This is a genomic window from Phyllobacterium sp. 0TCS1.6A (assembly GCF_026420825.1).
Classification (GTDB): Bacteria; Pseudomonadota; Alphaproteobacteria; order Rhizobiales; family Rhizobiaceae; genus Phyllobacterium.
Map to the genome: position 1 here is coordinate 194,761 of NZ_JAPMAB010000003.1, position 18,429 is coordinate 213,189.

The 18,429-nt window shown below is 59.5% G+C and carries 15 protein-coding genes; 3 read left to right on the plus strand and 12 right to left on the minus strand.

From position 1 onward, the window contains the following. Window positions 1-34: 34 nt before the first annotated feature. The 7 genes from OSJ75_RS09075 to OSJ75_RS09105 all read right to left on the minus strand — a co-directional run bounded on the left by OSJ75_RS09075 (window position 35) and on the right by OSJ75_RS09105 (window position 7,581). Window positions 35-1,159: a zinc-dependent alcohol dehydrogenase family protein gene (locus OSJ75_RS09075; RefSeq protein WP_267227661.1), complete on the minus strand. Its 1,125-nt coding sequence runs from the start codon at window positions 1,157-1,159 to the stop codon at window positions 35-37. Window positions 1,160-1,196: 37 nt separating this feature from the next. Continuing rightward, complete coding sequence (locus tag OSJ75_RS09080; RefSeq protein WP_267227663.1) at window positions 1,197-2,078, minus strand: MBL fold metallo-hydrolase; 882 nt, start codon at window positions 2,076-2,078, stop codon at window positions 1,197-1,199. Between the two features lie 24 nt (window positions 2,079-2,102). Further along, the gene (locus OSJ75_RS09085) at window positions 2,103-3,071 is read right to left on the minus strand and encodes a flavin reductase (protein WP_267227664.1); all 969 of its coding nucleotides are present in this window, start codon (window positions 3,069-3,071) and stop codon (window positions 2,103-2,105) included. Between the two features lie 17 nt (window positions 3,072-3,088). After that, the gene (locus OSJ75_RS09090) at window positions 3,089-4,432 is read right to left on the minus strand and encodes an MFS transporter (protein WP_267227665.1); all 1,344 of its coding nucleotides are present in this window, start codon (window positions 4,430-4,432) and stop codon (window positions 3,089-3,091) included. A gap of 82 nt (window positions 4,433-4,514) precedes the next feature. Further along, on the minus strand, window positions 4,515-4,832 hold the full coding sequence (locus OSJ75_RS09095) for a DUF4387 domain-containing protein (RefSeq protein ID WP_250015715.1): 318 nt from the start codon (window positions 4,830-4,832) through the stop codon (window positions 4,515-4,517). 2 nt (window positions 4,833-4,834) lie between these two features. Continuing rightward, window positions 4,835-6,196: an acyclic terpene utilization AtuA family protein gene (locus OSJ75_RS09100; RefSeq protein WP_267227667.1), complete on the minus strand. Its 1,362-nt coding sequence runs from the start codon at window positions 6,194-6,196 to the stop codon at window positions 4,835-4,837. A gap of 17 nt (window positions 6,197-6,213) precedes the next feature. Then, entirely contained in the window at window positions 6,214-7,581 is a 1,368-nt protein-coding gene (locus OSJ75_RS09105) for an LLM class flavin-dependent oxidoreductase (RefSeq protein ID WP_250015711.1), read from the minus strand. Between the two features lie 196 nt (window positions 7,582-7,777). Between OSJ75_RS09105 and OSJ75_RS09110 the strand changes: the two genes are divergently transcribed. Continuing rightward, the gene (locus tag OSJ75_RS09110; RefSeq protein ID WP_267227668.1) at window positions 7,778-8,785 is read left to right on the plus strand and encodes a LacI family DNA-binding transcriptional regulator; all 1,008 of its coding nucleotides are present in this window, start codon (window positions 7,778-7,780) and stop codon (window positions 8,783-8,785) included. Window positions 8,786-8,830: 45 nt separating this feature from the next. Here OSJ75_RS09110 and OSJ75_RS09115 read toward each other — a convergent pair whose 3' ends face one another. The 5 genes from OSJ75_RS09115 to OSJ75_RS09135 all read right to left on the minus strand — a co-directional run bounded on the left by OSJ75_RS09115 (window position 8,831) and on the right by OSJ75_RS09135 (window position 14,080). Continuing rightward, complete coding sequence (locus OSJ75_RS09115; protein WP_267227669.1) at window positions 8,831-10,108, minus strand: TRAP transporter large permease; 1,278 nt, start codon at window positions 10,106-10,108, stop codon at window positions 8,831-8,833. A 1-nt stretch (window position 10,109) separates the two neighbouring features. Beyond that, window positions 10,110-10,640 (minus strand): TRAP transporter small permease, encoded by a 531-nt coding sequence (locus OSJ75_RS09120; RefSeq protein WP_267227670.1) that lies wholly within the window; start codon window positions 10,638-10,640, stop codon window positions 10,110-10,112. A gap of 149 nt (window positions 10,641-10,789) precedes the next feature. Next, a complete protein-coding gene (locus OSJ75_RS09125) occupies window positions 10,790-11,779 on the minus strand; it encodes a TRAP transporter substrate-binding protein (RefSeq protein ID WP_267227671.1) in 990 nt (329 codons plus the stop codon). Between the two features lie 170 nt (window positions 11,780-11,949). Continuing rightward, window positions 11,950-12,930: a substrate-binding domain-containing protein gene (locus OSJ75_RS09130; protein ID WP_267227673.1), complete on the minus strand. Its 981-nt coding sequence runs from the start codon at window positions 12,928-12,930 to the stop codon at window positions 11,950-11,952. 223 nt (window positions 12,931-13,153) lie between these two features. Next, the gene (locus tag OSJ75_RS09135) at window positions 13,154-14,080 is read right to left on the minus strand and encodes a 3-hydroxyacyl-CoA dehydrogenase (protein WP_267227674.1); all 927 of its coding nucleotides are present in this window, start codon (window positions 14,078-14,080) and stop codon (window positions 13,154-13,156) included. 301 nt (window positions 14,081-14,381) lie between these two features. Between OSJ75_RS09135 and OSJ75_RS09140 the strand changes: the two genes are divergently transcribed. Together OSJ75_RS09140 and OSJ75_RS09145 are read left to right on the plus strand one after the other, a co-directional pair. Continuing rightward, window positions 14,382-16,280 carry a sigma-54-dependent Fis family transcriptional regulator gene (locus OSJ75_RS09140; RefSeq protein ID WP_250016044.1) on the plus strand — a complete coding sequence of 633 codons (1,899 nt, stop codon included), beginning with the start codon at window positions 14,382-14,384 and terminating at the stop codon, window positions 16,278-16,280. A 319-nt stretch (window positions 16,281-16,599) separates the two neighbouring features. Continuing rightward, complete coding sequence (locus OSJ75_RS09145) at window positions 16,600-18,402, plus strand: NAD(P)/FAD-dependent oxidoreductase (protein WP_267227675.1); 1,803 nt, start codon at window positions 16,600-16,602, stop codon at window positions 18,400-18,402. The last annotated feature ends 27 nt before the right edge of the window (window positions 18,403-18,429 follow it).

An 18,429-nucleotide genomic window follows, 5' to 3' on the forward strand; every position in this document is an offset into this window, starting at 1 on the left:
ATTATGCCGAGTCTGGGCTCGTTTGAGCCAGACACTACATCTCGACTACCAGCCGGATCACCTCACCCTTGTGCAACCGGTCGAAACCCTCGTTGATCTCGTCGAGTCTGATCGCACCGCTGAGCAGCTTGTTCACCGGCAGGCGCCCCGACTTATAGAGGGCGACATAACGCGGAATATCGCGAACCGGCACGCAGGTACCGATATAGCTGCCCTTCACGGTTCGCTCCTCGGCGACAAGGCTGACAATGTTGAGCGGCATGGCCGCCGTTGGCGCAGGCAGCCCGGCTGTCACCGTCGTTCCGCCGCGCCGCGTCATCTTGTAGGCGGTCTCCAGCGCCTTTTCGGAGCCTGCGAACTCGAAGGCGAAATCAGCGCCGCCATTTGTGAGCTTCCGGACTCTTTCAACCGCATCCGCGTCGCGGGCATTGACCGTCGCCGTTGCCCCGAGCTCGCGGGCGGTCTCCAGCTTTTCATCCGACAGGTCGACCGCTATCACATGCGCCGCACCTGTGGCTATCGCGCCCAGCAAAGCCGCCAGCCCCACACCGCCGAGACCGACGATCACTGTGGTCTGCCCCGCTTGGACTCTTGCGGTGTTCACCACCGCGCCGACCCCGGTCAACACCGCGCAGCCGAACAGCGCTGCCTCATTGAACGGGAGGTCCTTGTCGATCTTGACGATCGAGCACCGCGACACGACTGCGTGGTCGGCGAAGGCGGAGCAGCCGAGATGGTGATGAACCGGCTTTCCATTAGAGTGCAGCCTGATGTCTCCAGTGAGGAGCGTGCCCTTGCCATTGGACGCGGCACCCGGCTCGCATAGTGCCGGCCGTCCCTCCGAGCATGGCAGGCAATGTCCGCAGCTTGGCACGAAGGCCAGCACGACATGATCGCCCACATCCAGATCGTCGACGCCTTCACCGAGTTCGACCACCTCGCCTGCCGCCTCGTGGCCGATTGCCATCGGCAACGGCCGCGGCCTGCTGCCGTTGATGACGGAGAGATCCGAATGGCAGAGCCCGGCCGCACGGATGCGCACCAGAACTTCTCCGCGTCCCGGGCGGTCCAGATCAAGCTCGGCGATTTCCAGTGGCTTGCTCTTGGTGTAGGGCATGCTGGCGCCCATCTGGCGAAGCACGGCGGCTCTGATCTTCATGTCTCTCTCCTTCAAATGCGATCTGCAGCCAGCGACGCTAGCACGGCGAACACCGCACACGAAAACTTTCGCCGGCGGTTTCGATATGGGCCGCATGCGGCGCCAGAAAATGCCCGGTCATCAGCATCCTGCCGGTATCTGCTATGTCGGCCAGCAGGGCGTTACGGGTGTGTGCCGACTGCACTGGATCCTCGCAGCCCATGCAGCTAAGCCGCGGATATCTGAGCTGGATCGGGTGATGGATGATATCGCCGGAAAACACGCACTCGCGGCCATTGGAGTGCAGCCAAATGGCAACATGGCCAGGCGTGTGGCCGGGTGCCGGCTTGAACGTCAGGCAGCCGTCAAGCTCGTATCCGTCGTTCACCAGCACCACCTGCCCGGCTTCGACGACAGGCAGGACGCTGTCGTTATAAGCGGCAAGATGATGGCTACCCGGGTCGGAGCCATATTTTTCAGTCCAGTAATCGTATTCCTTCCGCCCGAAAATATATTTTGCGTTCGGGAAGGTCGGCACCCAACGCCCGTCGATGAGCCTCGTATTCCAACCGACATGGTCGGCGTGAAGATGGGTGCAACAGACATAATCGATCGCATCGGGCTCGGCGCCCGCCGCACGCAGGCGCTCAATGAAGGGCGTATCAAGATTGGACCATTGATTGCGCGCGTGACGCTTCTTGTCATTGCCGACACAGGTATCTACGAGGATCTTGTGCCGACCGGTATCGATCAGCCAGGCATGAATGCTGAGCTTGATCTGGTCCGTAGCGGGGTCATGGAACATCGGCGTTAGCCAGGATCGCTCCCGGGCCAGCATTTCCTCCGTGACGAGTGGAAAGAAGGACCTCATCTGGAACGACGTGTCCTCCATCTCCCATATGGCGGAGACCACGGTGTCTCCGATGGCAAAGCGGGTCATCACACCTCCACTATCCGTGTGCGCTCAAGCTGACGCAGCGACTGCCTGCTGCCGAACCGGCGGCCAGCCGCTATCCCGTGATGTCGCGAGCCTGTTCAGCAGTTGTTTCAGCACCCAGGCCTCGTTCTCGTCGAGAAGGGCCAGAGTTTCGGCTTCCGCCGATTTCAGCATTGCGACTATCTCGATCATCGCCTTGCGACCCTCCCCGGTTAGATGCGCCGTTCGTGTCATTGTTCCATCGACCTTGATAAGGCCTATGGACTTGAGTTTGTTAATCGTTTCGTCAGTGATCTCGTCTCCGCGCGAGCGGCCGATTTCGCGAATTTCCTCGAGCGCGCGGCCATCCTCATGGCCGAGCAGTGTCAGAACGGCATAGTCCGCGCCACTCCATCCGCGGCGACGCCGTTCTGCCATCGCGTCGCTGCGAATCTGATAGAATACGCGCGAAATCTGATAGATGAAGTCGTCCGGCGAAAGGCTGCTTTCCTTCTTTTCGAACGAGGTTGCGTCGCCGGCGTGGCGAATGAGCCGGCCATACTGCCCGCCGTGAAAGATCAGCGGCGGCGTGCTGGAATGCTGGAAACCGATAATTTCGCCAACGAAAATGATGTGGTCGCCGCCTTCGTACTGATAGGCGGTTCGGCATTCGAAACGGGCTGCGCAGTTTTTCAGAAGCGGAATTTCGTCTTCGCCACGCTCGACTGCCAGCCCATCGAACTTGTCTTCCTTCTTGCTGGCGAACAGGCCGGATATGTCGCTTTGGTCTGCCGACAGGATATGCACGGCGAAATGTTCGGCCTGCCTGAAATCCTCGAAGCTGGACGAGGTTTTCGCCAGGCTCCAGAGTATCATCGGCGGATCGAGCGAGACCGAGCTGAAGCTGTTGGCCGTCCGTCCGATATCCCTGTCGCCAACGGCACGAGTGGTGACGACGGTGACACCCGTAGCGAAAGATCCGAGGGCGTTGCGGAGAATGCGTTGATCATGGGACATGGCGTCTGGCTCCTGTCTTATTGATATTGATGGACGGCCCGTGTCGAGGATGCCGGTTTGAGCGTGCCTTCGTTAGATTTCTCTTCGAGATCGGCGCCGGCTGCTTCGCGCAACGGGACGATGCTGAGGACTGAGAGGCACGCAGCTGCCATGATGTAGCACGCAAGCGGTATCCACGTTCCCGACCACGCCCATAGTGCTGCTGCGATCATCGGCGTCGGCCCACTCCAGAGCACGGTAGCGAACTGGTAGGCGACCGATACGCCGCTATATCGCACCGAGGCGGTATATTGCTCGGCGACGAGGCTGGGTTGCGTGGATTGCGTCGTCGCCTGTCCGAGGACGATGGAAAGTATCATCGCCGCCGTGATCCAGAACACGTTGGCCGTATCGAGGAACAGGAAGAACGGTGCGATGAACAGGCCGTTGAAAATCATCCCGCCCATGAATACGCGCTTGCGGCCGATCCGGTCGGACAAAGCGGCGAAAATTGGCTGGGCGACAAAACAGAATACCGCAGCGACCATCAGGGAATTCAATGCGGTGCCACGATCAATGCCAACCACGGTGGTGAGGTAGACAAGCGAATAGACAGCAACGACGTAGAAACTCGTGTTCTCTGCTGCCTGGCAGGCGATGAGAAGGGCGGTCTTCTTGCCGTGCTTGCCAAGCACCTCGACGACGGGCAGGCGCTCACGCTCGCCCTCGGACTTCATTTTCCGGAAGCTCGGCGATTCCGCCAGGCGGCGGCGCAGGTAGATGCCGAAGACCAGCAGCACGCCGCTGAACAGGAACGGTATGCGCCACCCCCAAGCCATGAACTGTTCCGGCGTCGTCAGCGCGCCGACGAGCGCCATCATGCCCGACGATAGAAGAAGTGCCGCCGGGATGCCCATCTGAGGCCAGCTGCCGAAGAAGCCCCGCGTCCGATTAGGCGCGTGTTCGACGACCATCAATGTTGCCCCTCCCCATTCGCCGCCGACCGCAAAGCCCTGCAGAAAGCGGAGCAATGTCAGAAGGATCGGCGCACCGACGCCGAGCACCGCATAGGTGGGGATGAGGCCGATCAGGAACGTGATGCCCCCCATCATGGTCAGGCTGAGCACCAGCATGGCCTTCCGGCCGATCCGGTCGCCGAAATGGCCAAACACGATGCCGCCCAACGGGCGGGCGATGAACCCGACAGCAAAGGTCGCGAAGGCCGCGATCATGCCCGTTGCGGGGTCGAATTCAGGAAAGAATAATTTGTTGAAGACGAGGGCCGTGGCCGTACCGAAGATGAAGAAATCGTACCACTCCAGGGTCGACCCGATGAAGCTTGCCAGCGCAACCTTGCGGATGTCGGATGTTTCTGTGGCCATAAGCTCCTCCCAAAGCTGATAGTGGCAACCGCATGGACCTCCCTGCGTCCTCCTGCAAGAAGACCCATGCGCGGTTTTCAGGTCACTTTTGAAGCGGGATATCTACATCTAGCAGCGGCGCATGTTGCTGCGCCCCATAGACGTCGGTATCTCCGATATCGCCTGCGGGCACCGCCCGCGGAAAGGTTGCCTTGAAGGCGGACGCCGTGTCGTAGGGAGTGAAGAGCACGTCCTCTTCCTTGACGCCGTAGAGTTTTGAAAACAGCGCGGCGTTCAGCACCCCGGTGGCCTTCACCTCTTGATAGACCGAGTGATCCTCGAACAACACGTCGATCGTCACGTTGAAAGGACCGGCATTCTTGCTTTTGCAGATTTGGGCAATGTCTCTGATGAGGGCCATGGTCAAACTTTCTCGTATTCGATGGGGAAGAGAGCGCAAGGATCACTTACCTCGACTGTATGGAAGATGCTGAAGCGGTACATCGGCCCCATGTCGATATCGGACGGACTGAACGGGAAGGCCATATTGCCTTCCTTGCAGAGGCGCCCTGGAAAGTCCGCGTGCAGCATGGAGGTCCGGGCCATGGCGATTACCGCATTGGCGACATCCGCAGTCTTTCCGACCACCTCGATCACGAAGCCCAGTTCGTGGCTGGTGATCTGGTTGACCGGCTCCCAGCTGCCCATGACACCATCCTTGCCGTAGCAATGGACGATCATCCGGTAGTCGTCGCGCGGCACGCCGAAGGACTCGGCCTTCACCGCCACCTTCTCACGATGGGTCGCGAGATAATCGTCGATCTGCGAGATCAGTATCGGGTCGCGCGTGCCGCAGATGGCGATGGCGCGATAACCGGCCATCTCGACTCCCTCCAGCTTCACCGTGTAGCGCTCCGCGGGCGTCCAGGTCATCCCGTCGATCTTGACCGCGCGGTCGCTGATGGCCTGGAACCGGCAATTGGCCGTATCGAGAAGTCCGCCTGGCTCGACATGATGGATAGGGCTCGAATTTTCATGCAGCGCGAAGTTCGCAACCGCCAGCGGCGTCGAACGACGGATCGGGTTCGGCGGTTCGCAAACAACATGATCGTCGCGAACACGCAGGAAGATGCAGTCTGGCTCCTTCGGCACCGTCGGCTCGGCGCCGCATTCCAGCATCTTGCCTGCATACCAGGATGGTGCGGGCGCCATGCCGGCGCGGATTGCAGGTGCGGCCCATTGCGCCGGGTCACTGCTGCGACCAGCGAGAATGACCTGCGCTCCTTCGTCGAGCGCCCTGGCGAACGGCTCCGGCCCCATCATGCCGACAACGCGGGTTGCGTTGTCTATCATGCCGCGATCGAGCGGCCTCATCTTCCCCAGCGGCTTGGTCACGCCGGCTGCGGCCCATTGGGCAAGATCGCCCTTGCTCTGTTCCGAATGGATTAGCGCCATCTTGAAAGACAGCTTTTCCTCCCGCGCGATTTCACGCACAAGCGCTGCCGTATCCTGCAGATGCGGCTCCCCGCCCGCACCACCGGATGTACCGATAATGCAGGGAATGCCCGCCGCGATGCTTGCCTGCAGCATCAGCCGCAAGTCACGCTTGACCGACAGGCGCGAGCAGAAGGATTTTCCCGCGCCAAGATAATACGGCCCCGGATCGGTGCTGCCGCCATCGCAGCCGATGACATGCGGCTCCCAGGACATACCGATCTTGAGCGACTCTTCCGCATAGCCATAGCCGAGGATACCGCTCGTCGAGAGCATTCTGAATTCTTTCATCGATCTTCTCCGCTGTCTTATTCGGCTGCGCGGCGCTGGGCAGGATGGGTCGGCATGGAGATGCCCAGATTTTCGCGGAGCGTCGTACCGGCATAGTCCTTCTGGTAGACGCCGCGTCGCTGCAACTCCGGCACCACGTAGCGCACGAAATCCTCGTAGGCGCCTGGGGTGTGCGTCGCGGCGAGCACGAAGCCGTCGCAGGCCCTCGAGGTGAACCATTCTTCCATCTGGTCTGCGACCATGGTCGGCGTGCCGCAGAAGATCGGGAACTCGCCGATCGTGCCGCGACCGGAATAGTGTACGAAGTCGCGCACGGTCGGGTTGGGTTTGCCGCTCAGCGTGATCACCCGCTCCTTGAAGCCCGACCAGGAAAGCTTCTTCAGTTCCTCGTCGGTGAACTCGCTGTCCATCGGCTTGCTGGCGAAATCAAAGTTGAGTGCTTCCGACAGAAGCACGAGGGCATCGATCGGCTTGGCGAGCGCACGAATATATTCGCGCTTCTCCTCAGCGATCTCCACGCTTTCGCCGACGCAGACATAGCAGGCCGGACAGATTGCAACTTCGTCCGGGTCGCGACCGGCGGCGGCGACTTCTTCCTTTACGGCGGCATACTGCTTCTGGCCTGTCTCGATCGTCGGGTAGACGACGAAGATCAGGTCGCCCCACTTGCCGGCAAACTGGCGGCCACGGCCGCTCTGGCCGGCCTGGATGAGCACGGGGCGTCCCTGCGCCGACGGCGGCACAGGCAGTGGGCCACGCGAGCTGAAATACTTGCCCTTGTGATTCAGACGATGAACTTTCTTGGGATCGGCGAACCGGCCCGTCTCCTTGTCGACGATCAGCGCGTCGGGCTCCCAGCTGTTCCACAGCCCCGTGACCACTTCCATGAATTCGTCGGCTCGCTCGTAGCGCAGATCATGGGCGAGATGCTCGGTACGGCCGAAATTGGCGGCCTCCGAATTATTGAGCGACGTCACGACATTCCATGCGGCGCGGCCCTTGGTCATCAGGTCGAGCGTGCCGAACAGGCGTGCCACGTGGAAAGGCTCGTAATAGGTCGTCGAATAGGTGATGCCAAGACCGATATGGCTCGTCGCCATACCAATCGCGGTGATGATCGAAACCGGGTCCATCTTGACGACGCGCACGCCGTTCTCGACCGCCTCTTCGTGATCGTCGCTATAGATATCCGGCATCGCCAGGCGATCGTCGAAGAATGCGAGATGGAACTTGCCCTCCTCCAGGATGCGTCCGATGCGCTGGAAATACTCAGGCGAGAGAAAGTCGACGGCACCGGCAGGATGCCGCCACGAGCCTGGTGCAATGGAGCAATTCTGCGCCTGCAGAAAGCCAACCATTTTCATCTGGCGTTTTGAACTGGACATCGCTCCTCCCACATCAGGCAAATCAATAAAGTTGCGCAAACGTTTGCGCAATCTGATCCAAACGGTTTATGTGTTCGATGTCAAGTTGCGTTCTAAAATTTTGTCGCCGCCGGCGCATTTTCCACCGACTCGCAGTTGGCGCATATCCACGCGACAGGCCGCCACCGTTTTGCTATGAAGCCGCATGAGCTCAATTTTGACCCCACCAGCACCACGCAGAGCAACGGTCGTCACCCTGTCGGAACTGGCCGGCGTCGCGCCGTCGACGGTGACGCGTGCCCTGAAGGGAGACACCCGCATTTCAAAGAAGACGCGGGACTTGATTCTCGGGCTTGCAAAAGAACATGGCTACATGCCCAATGTGCTGGCGCGCACGCTATCTTCCGGCAAGAGCGGGCTTTATGGCCTCGTTTTGGGATCGGCGGAAAACCCCTTCTACCTGGAACTTCTATATGAAGCGACGCGACAAGCCGAGAAGCTCGGTTTTCGCCTGCTTATCATCCATGCCGGCGGCGGGCCGATCGAAGACATCACTGCCCAGGCGCTAATCCAGTATCAGGTCGACGGCTGCATCATCTCGTCAGCCATCCTGTCGTCTCGCGCAGCGGAAATCTGTGCGCAGAACAACGTGCCGCTGGTCATGGTCAACCGTGTGGCCCTTGCCCATGGCTGCTTTGTCACTTGCGACAACCGCGCCGGTGGAGTCGAGATTGCCAGGCTGATGATCGCCCGCGGCAGGCGCCGTTTCGGGCTGGTCTATACCGCGTCCAGCAGTTCGACCTCGCGGGAACGCGAGGAAGGTTTCGTCTCCGAACTGGAGCAGGCGGGGCTGAAACTGGCCGTCCGCATCGATGGCCACTCCAATTATGACGGAGGCTATGCAGCCGGCCAGGAGATCGCAGCCCTGCCCGCGCATGAACGGCCGGATGCGATATTCGCGCTTAGCGATATTATGGCGATGGGCGTCCTCGACGCATTGCGCCTCGCATCGATCAACGTACCCGAAGATATTGCCGTGGCCGGCTTCGACGGCCTGCCAAGTTCGGCGCGGCCGATCTACGACCTGACCACAATCCAGCAGCCGCTGCCACTGATGATCCAGCGCGCCTTTGAGCTTCTGCAGGCCCGCACCCTCGACCCGAGCCTGCCGGATGAACTGATCGCCATGCGCGGAAAACTCATCATCCGCGGCTCCTGCGGCTAACGTGAAAGGGGCATGAAGTGCCCCCTCCCCGACACCGGCATCTTATTACTTGCTGAGTGACGGAATGTAGGTCACGATCTCCGGGAAGAAGTAGATCGCCAGCACAGCGCCCAGCATGATGAAGACATAGGGCAATGCCCCGTGCATGACCTCCTTCAAACTCGATCTTGCTACGGACTGGATGACGAAGAGGTTCATGCCGACCGGCGGTGTGATCAATGCGATTTCGATCATCAGTACAAAATAGATGCCGAACCACACAGCGTCGATGCCGTGAACGTCGAGTGACGGCAGCAGCACCGGCAACACGATCAGGATCATCGCGATCCCTTCCAGGAACAGGCCCATGACAAGCAGAACCGCCGTGACCGAGATCATGAAGAGACCGGCTGATTCGATATTGGCAGCGATCCACCCTGAAATTTCGTAAGGAATGCGGTAAAGCATGATCGCCTTGCCGAAGACATTGGCTCCGGCGATGATCAGAAGAAGGTTAGCGGTCGTCAGACCCGCCCCGAATACTGCCTCGCGGAAGTCCGTAAAGGACACGCCACGTCGCATGCCGAAGACATAGATCAGCGTCATGACGAGGCCGACAGCGGCCGATTCCGTCGGTGTGAAGACGCCTGCATAGATGCCGATGATCATAGTCAGCGCGATAACGATTGTCGGCAGGGCTCGCACGCTCGCCATCATGCGCCCGCCATCTCCGGCCGCGGCCTCGGTTTGTGGAGCCCCGCCAAGGAACGACTTGATGACGCAATAAACCAGGAAGGCGGCAATCAGGAACAGGCCTGGGCCCACGCCTGCGAGGAACATTTGCGCCGTGGATTCCTCCGCCACCGCGGAATAGATGATCAGCGGGATCGAAGGCGGGATGAGAATGCCGAGCGTGGCGCCGGCGGCAAGCGTGCCCATGACGAAGCGGCGGTCATAGCCACGGCTCACCATTTCGGGGATGGCAACCGTGCCGATCATGGCGGCAACGGCGACGGAGGAGCCCGAGATCGCAGCGAAAATGCCGCAGGAGATGATCGTCGCGATCGCAACTCCACCCCGCACGCCGCCGACCCATCGCTGCACTGCGTCGAAGAGGTCCTTCGCCACACCTGCCTTTAGCAGGATGTTGGAAGTGAGCAAAAAGACGGGTACGGCGAGCAGGATGAAATTATTCACCGAGCCGAGGAATTCCATGGACACGCTGGCGAGCGGTACGCCCTTCATCATCAGAAGCACGATTCCGGTCGTCGTCAGTGCGATGCCGACAGGAATGCCGGTAAACAGGAAGACAAAGAGCGCGATCAGCACAAGAACGCTTTCCATATCAGATATCCTCGTGGCTGAGTTCGGTCTTGCGACGTTGGCCGGTGGCGACAAGCAGGAACAGATCCAGCGCGGCCTGGATGAAGAATAGGAAAAAACCGACAGCAACCGGCAGATAGAAGAGCCAGTACGGAATGCGCAGCACGCTTGCCGTAGCGCGGCCAACCGCGGCGGAATCAAATGCCGCAATGGTCGCCTCCCAGGAAACAAGAGCACAAGCGACGGAGATGACCGCAAAGGCAAGTCCCTCGAGCATCATCTTGCCACGCTCACCCACGGCATCGGAAAGAAGCGTGATCGAAATCAGTTGCCGGCGATTCATACAGGCCGGAAACAGGAGGAATGTCGCCCAGACCATGCCGAGCCGTGAGGTTTCCTCTACCCAATCCGTCGGACTATTGAAAAAGTATCGCAATGCCACCTCATAGGCGACGATGATGCCGATGAAGAGGTAGATCCATGAACTGTATTCACCGATCTTCAGGATAGTCGCCTCGATGGCGTTCACCCACTTCTTTTCTTGCGGGGGCATAATGCCGTTCCTCCCAGAATTTCACGCCTGACCAACGCAGGCGTTTGCGCGTATGCGCAGTTGGCCGTAACGGTGGCTGAGCCACCATCCTTGCTTCTAGTGTTGACCGGTCCTTTGGCCTTACGGCAGCGTGAGGAGCACCAAGCCGCTTATTGCAGTTTCTGCGCTTCTTCGAACACGGAACGGGCAAGCTCATTTCCGTTTTCGTAGAAGGCTTTGGCGACGGGCGCCGTCTTCTGCTTCCACTGGCCGATCTCTTCGGGCGTGAGATCGATGATCTCCATCTTGTTGGAGAGAACGTCACGCGTGTGCTTCGTGGCGTCGAAGATGCGGTCCATCAAAACGGCCTCAAGCTTGGCGGCTTCTTCTCGAAAGATGGCCCGAAGCTCGCCCGGCATCGCGTCGAGCGCCTTCTCGCTCATCAGGGCGAAATGCGTCTCGTACATGTGGTCCGTGGCGATCACATATTTGGAAACTTCGTAGAGGCGCCGCTCCTCGACCGACGGCCAGCCAGTCAACCCGCCATCGACGATACCGCGCTGGAGCGCCAGAAACTGCTCGCTGCCGCTGGTAACCACCGGTGCTGCGTCGAGCGCTTCGACAAACTCGCTGACGGTCGTGCCGAATGTCCTGATCTTGAGCCCGTTCATATCGGCGGGCAGATGAACTTCCTTGCCCGCTGTAATCATCGTGATGAAGCCGTAAGGGATCCAGAAAAGGGCATGAGACCCCGTCTCGTTGATCCTTTTATCCAGCATGGTGCGGATCGGCGTGCCGGGCAGGACGGCACGGTCAAGTTTCTCGCGGGTATCGAAATAGAAAGGAACGGCAAAGACATTCAGCGCCGGGACAGTGCCGGCGAGAATGGATGCCGACGCGATCCCGATGTCGATCGTGCCATTCGCTACCGCCTCGTCCATGTGCTGATCGCTGACGAGCGATCCGGAATCATAGAATTCGAACACGATTTCGCCATTCGTCCGCTTCGTTACATTCGCGGCAAATTCTTTGACGACCTTGGTGAGATAGTGATTGTGGGGAACGCTCGTCGCGACTCGCAGAGCGCGTTCGGCAGAAAATCCCTGGCCTGCGGTAGCAAGAACGGCCGCGCAAACGATGGCCAGCGTTCTCAATTTCATGGTGCTCCTCCCATTCTGTTTCACGACTGGATAAAACGAACAGGCCCTCCTGCCTGCTCGTTGCCAAGTGCGCAAACGTGTGCATGAAACATGTCAAATTTGCCGCGCTAGTCAAGATTTTTTTCATCTGTCACGAAATTTACGTCTGCCTGGGAGTACGCCTGCAACTTTCAAGCGCTGCCGCGCACCATCAGCTTGCCAGGCAGAATGCTGGTCGCCGTATCGTCGATCGGGACTGCAGCGCCGGCCTCGATCAGGTTGACCACTTCATTGATCATGCGGGTAATCGGCTGGCGGATTGTGGTCAGGCGATAGGACGTCCATTTCGCCATCGGGATATCGTCGAAGCCAATGACAGAGAGATCGTCCGGCGTCGAAAGTCCCAATTCTCGCGCTGCATCAATGGCGGCAAGTGCCATGATGTCATTGCAGCAGAACACTGCGTCGGGCCGCGTTTTCTGCGTCAGCATCGCCTGCGCCGCGACATAGCCGCCGCGATAGGAATAGCCACCGGCAGCCTCCGCGAACAGCGACTGTCCGCCTGCCTGTAGCGCCTCACGAAACCCCGCCGCGCGATCACGATGCGTCGAGGTATCCACGATACCGCCGATAAAGCCAATCCGCCGACGCCCGCGCGCCATCAGAAAAGTAGCAGCATCGCGCCCACCCGCATGGTTATCGCAGGCAACGGCATTAACGCGCACATCGCTCTGTATCCGGTTGAGCAGCACTACACGGATGCCATGCTGTCGGCAGGCCCGTGCCATGTCGGATGTCAACCTCGCCGACGTTACGACGAGTGCGTTAGGTCGTGCTGCCAAGATCTGCGGCGTCAACTGATCCATATCCGTGCCAGGCGCAATCGTATAGACGAGCAACTGCCGGCCCACCGCCTGCAGCGCTTTCGCCAGTGTGTCGAGTACAAGTGGATAGAACGGATTGGCAAGATCGCCAGCCACCAATGTTACCGTGCCAGCGGAAATAATCTCGGCTGTGCGCCGCGCCGGGCTGGTATAACCGAGCTGTGCCGCTACCTGGAGGATTCGCTGCCTCTTCGCGGGGTCGATCGACGATCCGGGCGAGAACGCCCGCGATACCGCGGAAATCGAGACATCTGCCTCATGCGCCACCTGCTTGGCTGTCGGCTTCAATCCTGTCTCCGTGAAATCTTTTCAAAGAATGATGAAAACTTGCATGCGCCATCGCTAGCACATTACCTTTCTCATCGAAAGAGACGTGTGGCGATCTGTTATCTGGAGCAGGGCAAAGCAACCACCGTGTGCCGACGATGCGATGGCCCACTCTTATGCTCGACGGCCGCGGGATAGCCGGCCTGAGCCGGCGCCCCCGCCATACCCTCCAACGCTCGGCCCTCTAACGTTTCGCCTTGATGATGCGCATCAGCATTTTGTCGCGCCATGAGCGGCGCGCATCGAGCTGTTCGGACGGGAGCACCTCGCGACGCTCCGCATCCGCCCCTGCTATGGCTTCAGGCACCCAATTGCGATTGGCATTCCTCTGCCCGGCAAAGCCGGAATACATCGGCCCCAGCCGTACCGCGTAATCGGCCAGCCCTTTCGGCGCGTTGAGATCAATCGTCTCGAACGGCCCCATGAAGGCCCAGCGCAAACCAAGCCCGTCGCGCACCGTCCGGTCGATATCCTCCGCCGTCGCATAGCCTTCCGCATAGAGCGCGAAAGCCTCGTCGAGCAACGCACCCTGCAGGCGGTTGAGAACGAAGCCCGGAATTTCGCGGCTCAGCGATACGGCCGACTGGCCGATATCTCCCATCAACTGCCGTATACGGGCTGCCTCCTCCGGCGCGGTCCAAGGTGTAGGAACGATCTCCACCAGCGGCACGAGATGCGGCGGGTTAACCGGATGCACGACCATCATGCGTTTCCGATTCCTGCAATCCTCGTAGAAGGCGGATCCCGGGAAACCGGAAGTGGAACTTCCGACAACGGCATGTGCCGGCAGGAACGCATCGATGGCGCGGCTCACTTCGCGCTTGACGTCGATCCGCTCGAAGACGGATTCCTGCACGTAGTCGCATCCGGCCACGGCGTCCTTGAGGTCCGCCGCAAAGCGGATGCGTGAAAGGATTGTCCCGGCATCATCGCAGAGCCCCGCCTCTACCAGATCGGCCAACACGTTTTCGACCTGGGAGAAGATGCCTGCCTTGGCATTCTGGCGTTCGTCATAAATCGAGACCTGCATGCCTGCCCGTGCAAAGACGATCGCCCAGCCCTGCCCCACCAGACCCGCGCCGACAATGGCAACGTTATTGATAGCTTTCATGACGCAGGGCTCCTCTTGTGCATGCTGGATGGCGCGACGCCTCCGCGTTCGCAGGACCGAGCAAGCATTGCCGGATACGACGCGTCAACTGCCGGACCGCCTGGTGAAAATCTTTCATCATCAGGCACAGTTCGTAACAGCCGGGATCACAACCACGGCGCAACACCCTGACCTTCGGCACGAAACCATCCCCATCGACGTCATCGAGTTGATTGTTTACATTCGATTTAACTCATGCACACTGACCCTAACGTGAAAGAACAGGAAGGGCGGCGTGTCGGGAGGCGCGCCGAATTGTCCGATGGTTCCTCATTCTGAGCATATTCGCGAAATCGAAAGCGTCGGTCTCGGCGCAGCGACCGGTCGTGATGACAATGTCGTGCAAAGCTGGCTGCGCTGTATCAATGAACATCGGCTCGATCCCGCGCAGTCTTGCGAAGCCTATATTGTGCCGGATACCGAGTTACGTGAACATCGTCAACAGTCGGAAGAACTGATCTCGATAGCACGGTCCGGACTCGAGAATCTGTTTCGGCAGGTCGCGGGTCAAAACTATGTGCTGCTGCTCTCGGATCGCCAAGGTGTGACAGTCGATTTCCTCGGTGATCCACTGTTCGACAATAATTTGCGCAAGGCCGGGCTCTATCTTGGCTCTCAATGGGCGGAATCCCGCGCGGGCACCTGCGCCGTCGGTGCCTGTATTGAGACCGGCGAAGCACTGAGCATCCATCAGACCGATCATTTCGACAACACGCATACCCCGCTTTCCTGCACCGCCGCGCCGATTTACAATGTCCGTGGCAGGCTTTCCGCAGTGCTGGACATCTCCCTACTGAGTTCTCCCATCAAGAAGGCGAGTCAGAATCTCGCCCTGCATCTGGTTACGGCTACGGTGCGGCGCATAGAGATGGCCAATCTCATGGCGCAGGCCAGACAGGAATGGGTTCTGCGCTTTGCCCGATCACCTGAATTCCTGGACGTTGACCCGGAGGCAGCCATCTCCATCGACGGTTCCGGGCGAATTATCGGCATGACCAATGGCGGCGCCAAGATTCTCGCGCGTTCGGTGAGTCTCGACTGGCGCCGGCCTGACGACCTGATCGGACAACCGATCTCGCGTTTTTTCGATATGGAGATCGACGATCTGCCTGATCTGATGCGCCAGCGCCGTCCTCAGGATCGTCTTGTCTTTGCCCGTGATGGTAACGCCCTCTTCGCCCATGCAATCGAGCCAAACGCCACGGCGCGCGCGCCTGCAAGCGTTCGCGAAAGCATTCCTCGCTCCCTGCGCAGTCTCGGCGGAGGCGATCCACGTCTCGCAATGCTTCAGGCCAAAGCCGCCAAACTCGCCACAACGCCGCTCAGCATCCTGATTCAGGGAGAAACCGGAACGGGCAAAGAATATTTGGCACGCGCCATTCACGACAGCAGCGGCGTCAAAGGACGCTTCGTGGCGATCAATTGCGCGGCGATCCCGGAACAACTGATCGAGGGCGAATTGTTCGGCCACGTTCCCGGCGCTTTCACCGGCGCCAACCCCAAGGGCCGAAAGGGATTGATCGAGGAAGCCGATGGCGGCACGTTGTTTCTCGACGAGATCGGCGACATGCCCATCCATCTCCAGAGCCGCCTGTTGCGCGTGCTTGCGGAGAGGGAATTGCTGCCTATCGGCGCGATGCGCCCGAAACCGGTCAATATTCGCGTTGTCGCCGCCTCGCATCGGCTGCTCGGTACGCTCGTCAAGGACGGGCTCTTCCGGGAGGACCTGTTCTATCGGTTGAATGTGGCAACCCTAACCTTGCCTTCCTTGCGGGAGCGATCCGACTTTGAATGGTTGCTGGATGCAATCTTGCAGAAATACAGCGTGGGCGAGAACGTGCTGACGGTCGCACCCGATGCGCTGGACGTACTTAAGGCCTACGCATGGCCGGGCAACATCCGCGAACTGGACAATGTCGTTTCAGTTGGCGCCGCGCTTTGTCAGACCGGCATCATCACTCTTGCGGATTTGCCGGAAGCAATGCTCAGCGTGGCGGACCAGAAGCGCCCGGCCGCGCCTGGCTTGCAGAAGTCTGCACTGGAGGCGATGCTCATCGCCTGCGATTGGAATGTTTCGGAGGCGGCCCGCAGGCTGGGCGTCGACAGGTCCACGGTGCATCGTCAGATCAAACGACATGTACTGAGCCCGCGCGTGCACTGAGCAGGTCACGTCGTTTGCTGGTGCACCAGCGTTGCAACAGGTGTTGCACGTACCGCAATCGATGCAACACTTACCTGCCGTCTAACGCCTGAAGCGCCTGCTTTTTCCTCTCTTTTCCAATTGGCACAGCTTTTGCTTACCTCATCGGTGTGCATTCACGTGAATGCCAAACTCGGGAGGAAAACAATGTCATTCAATCTTGAGGGGCAGTCGATGGTCGTGGCCCCGAAAATGCGACAGCTCGGTCCTGACGCGATGGTCTGCGTGAAGGACAGATAATCGTCACGCGACAAGAAATGAGTTTCAAGGAGGAGACAATATGCTGGAAATTGATCCACGTACAAAGATCGATGCCGTTCTTGGCAAATTGGAGAAAGCCCTGACGGACGGCGACATCGATGCGGCCGCAAGCCTGTTCCAGGCCGATTGCTACTGGCGCGACCTGGTGACGTTCACCTGGAATATTCGCACGATGGAAGGTCCCGATCATGTGCGCGACATGCTGGCCAAGCAGCTGGCCGCTATCAAGCCCAACCATTTTCACCAGGATCCGGCCAATCCGGCCAGCGAAAGTGGCGAAATCACCGAAGGCTGGTTCGAATTTGAGACTGATGTGGCGCGTGGCTATGGCCACATCAGACTGAAGCACGGGCTCATATGGACGTTGTTGACGACCATGTCCGAACTGAAAGGTCATGAGGAGCCTAAGGGAACCAGACGTCCGATGGGCGCCGAGCACGGCAGCGATCCCAGCCGCAAGACCTGGAAGGAAAAGCGGGAACGGGAGGCAGCCGAGCTTGGCATAACGACGCAGCCATACGTCGTCATCATCGGCGGCGGCCAGGGCGGCATCGCGCTTGGTGCGAGGCTACGTCAGCTTGGCGTGCCGACGATCATCGTAGAAAAGAACGAGCGGCCGGGCGACAGCTGGCGCAAACGCTACAAGTCGCTCTGCCTGCACGATCCCGTCTGGTACGATCACCTGCCCTACATCCCGTTCCCGGAAAACTGGCCGGTCTTCGCACCGAAGGATAAGGTCGGCGATTGGCTCGAAATGTATACCAAGGTCATGGAGCTGAATTACTGGAGCTCCACGACGTGCACATCGGCCCAGTACGATGAGAACACCAAGGAGTGGACTGTTACCGTCGAGCGCGATGGCAAGGAAATCGTGCTCAGGCCGAAACAACTTGTGCTGGCGACTGGCATGTCCGGCAAGGCGAATATTCCAAAGTTCAAGGGACAGGATGTCTTCAAGGGCGAGCAGCACCATTCGTCGCAGCACCCAGGTCCGGATGCCTACAGCAACAAAAAGGTGGTAGTCGTCGGCTCCAACAACTCCGCCCACGATATTTGCGCAGCGCTCTGGGAGGCTGGCGCGGACGTCACCATGGTGCAGCGTTCATCGACCCACATTGTAAAATCGGACTCGCTGATGGAAATCGGCTTGGGCGATCTCTATTCCGAGCGTGCCGTCGCCTCTGGCATGACAACCCGGAAGGCCGATCTCATCTTCGCTTCACTACCCTATCGCATCATGCACGAGTTCCAGATTCCGATCTACAATGCCATCCGGGAGAAGGACGCCGACTTCTACAAGCGCCTGGAAAAGAGCGGCTTCATGCTGGATTTCGGCGATGATGATTCCGGTCTCTTCATGAAGTATCTCCGGCGTGGTTCGGGCTACTACATCGACGTCGGCGCGAGCGACCTCGTGGCAGACGGCAAGATCAAGCTGGTAAGCGGTGTGGGCATCCTCGAGCTGACGGAAGACTCGATCTTGTTCGAAGACGGCCGCGAACTACAGGCGGACCTGATCGTCTACGCTACCGGCTATGGCTCGATGAACGGCTGGGCCGCCGATCTTATCTCCCAGGACGTCGCCGACAAGGTGGGCAAGTGCTGGGGCCTGGGTTCCGCCACGACCAAGGACCCCGGACCGTGGGAAGGCGAGCAGCGTAACATGTGGAAACCGACGCAGCAGGAGGCCCTTTGGTTCCACGGCGGCAATCTGCACCAGTCGCGTCATTATTCGCAATATCTCTCGCTGCAGCTAAAGGCGCGCAAGGAGGGTATTCCGACACCAGTCTACGATCTGCAGAAGGTGCACCATTTGTCCTGAATCCTTCCGGCCGAGGTCCGCGCCGGG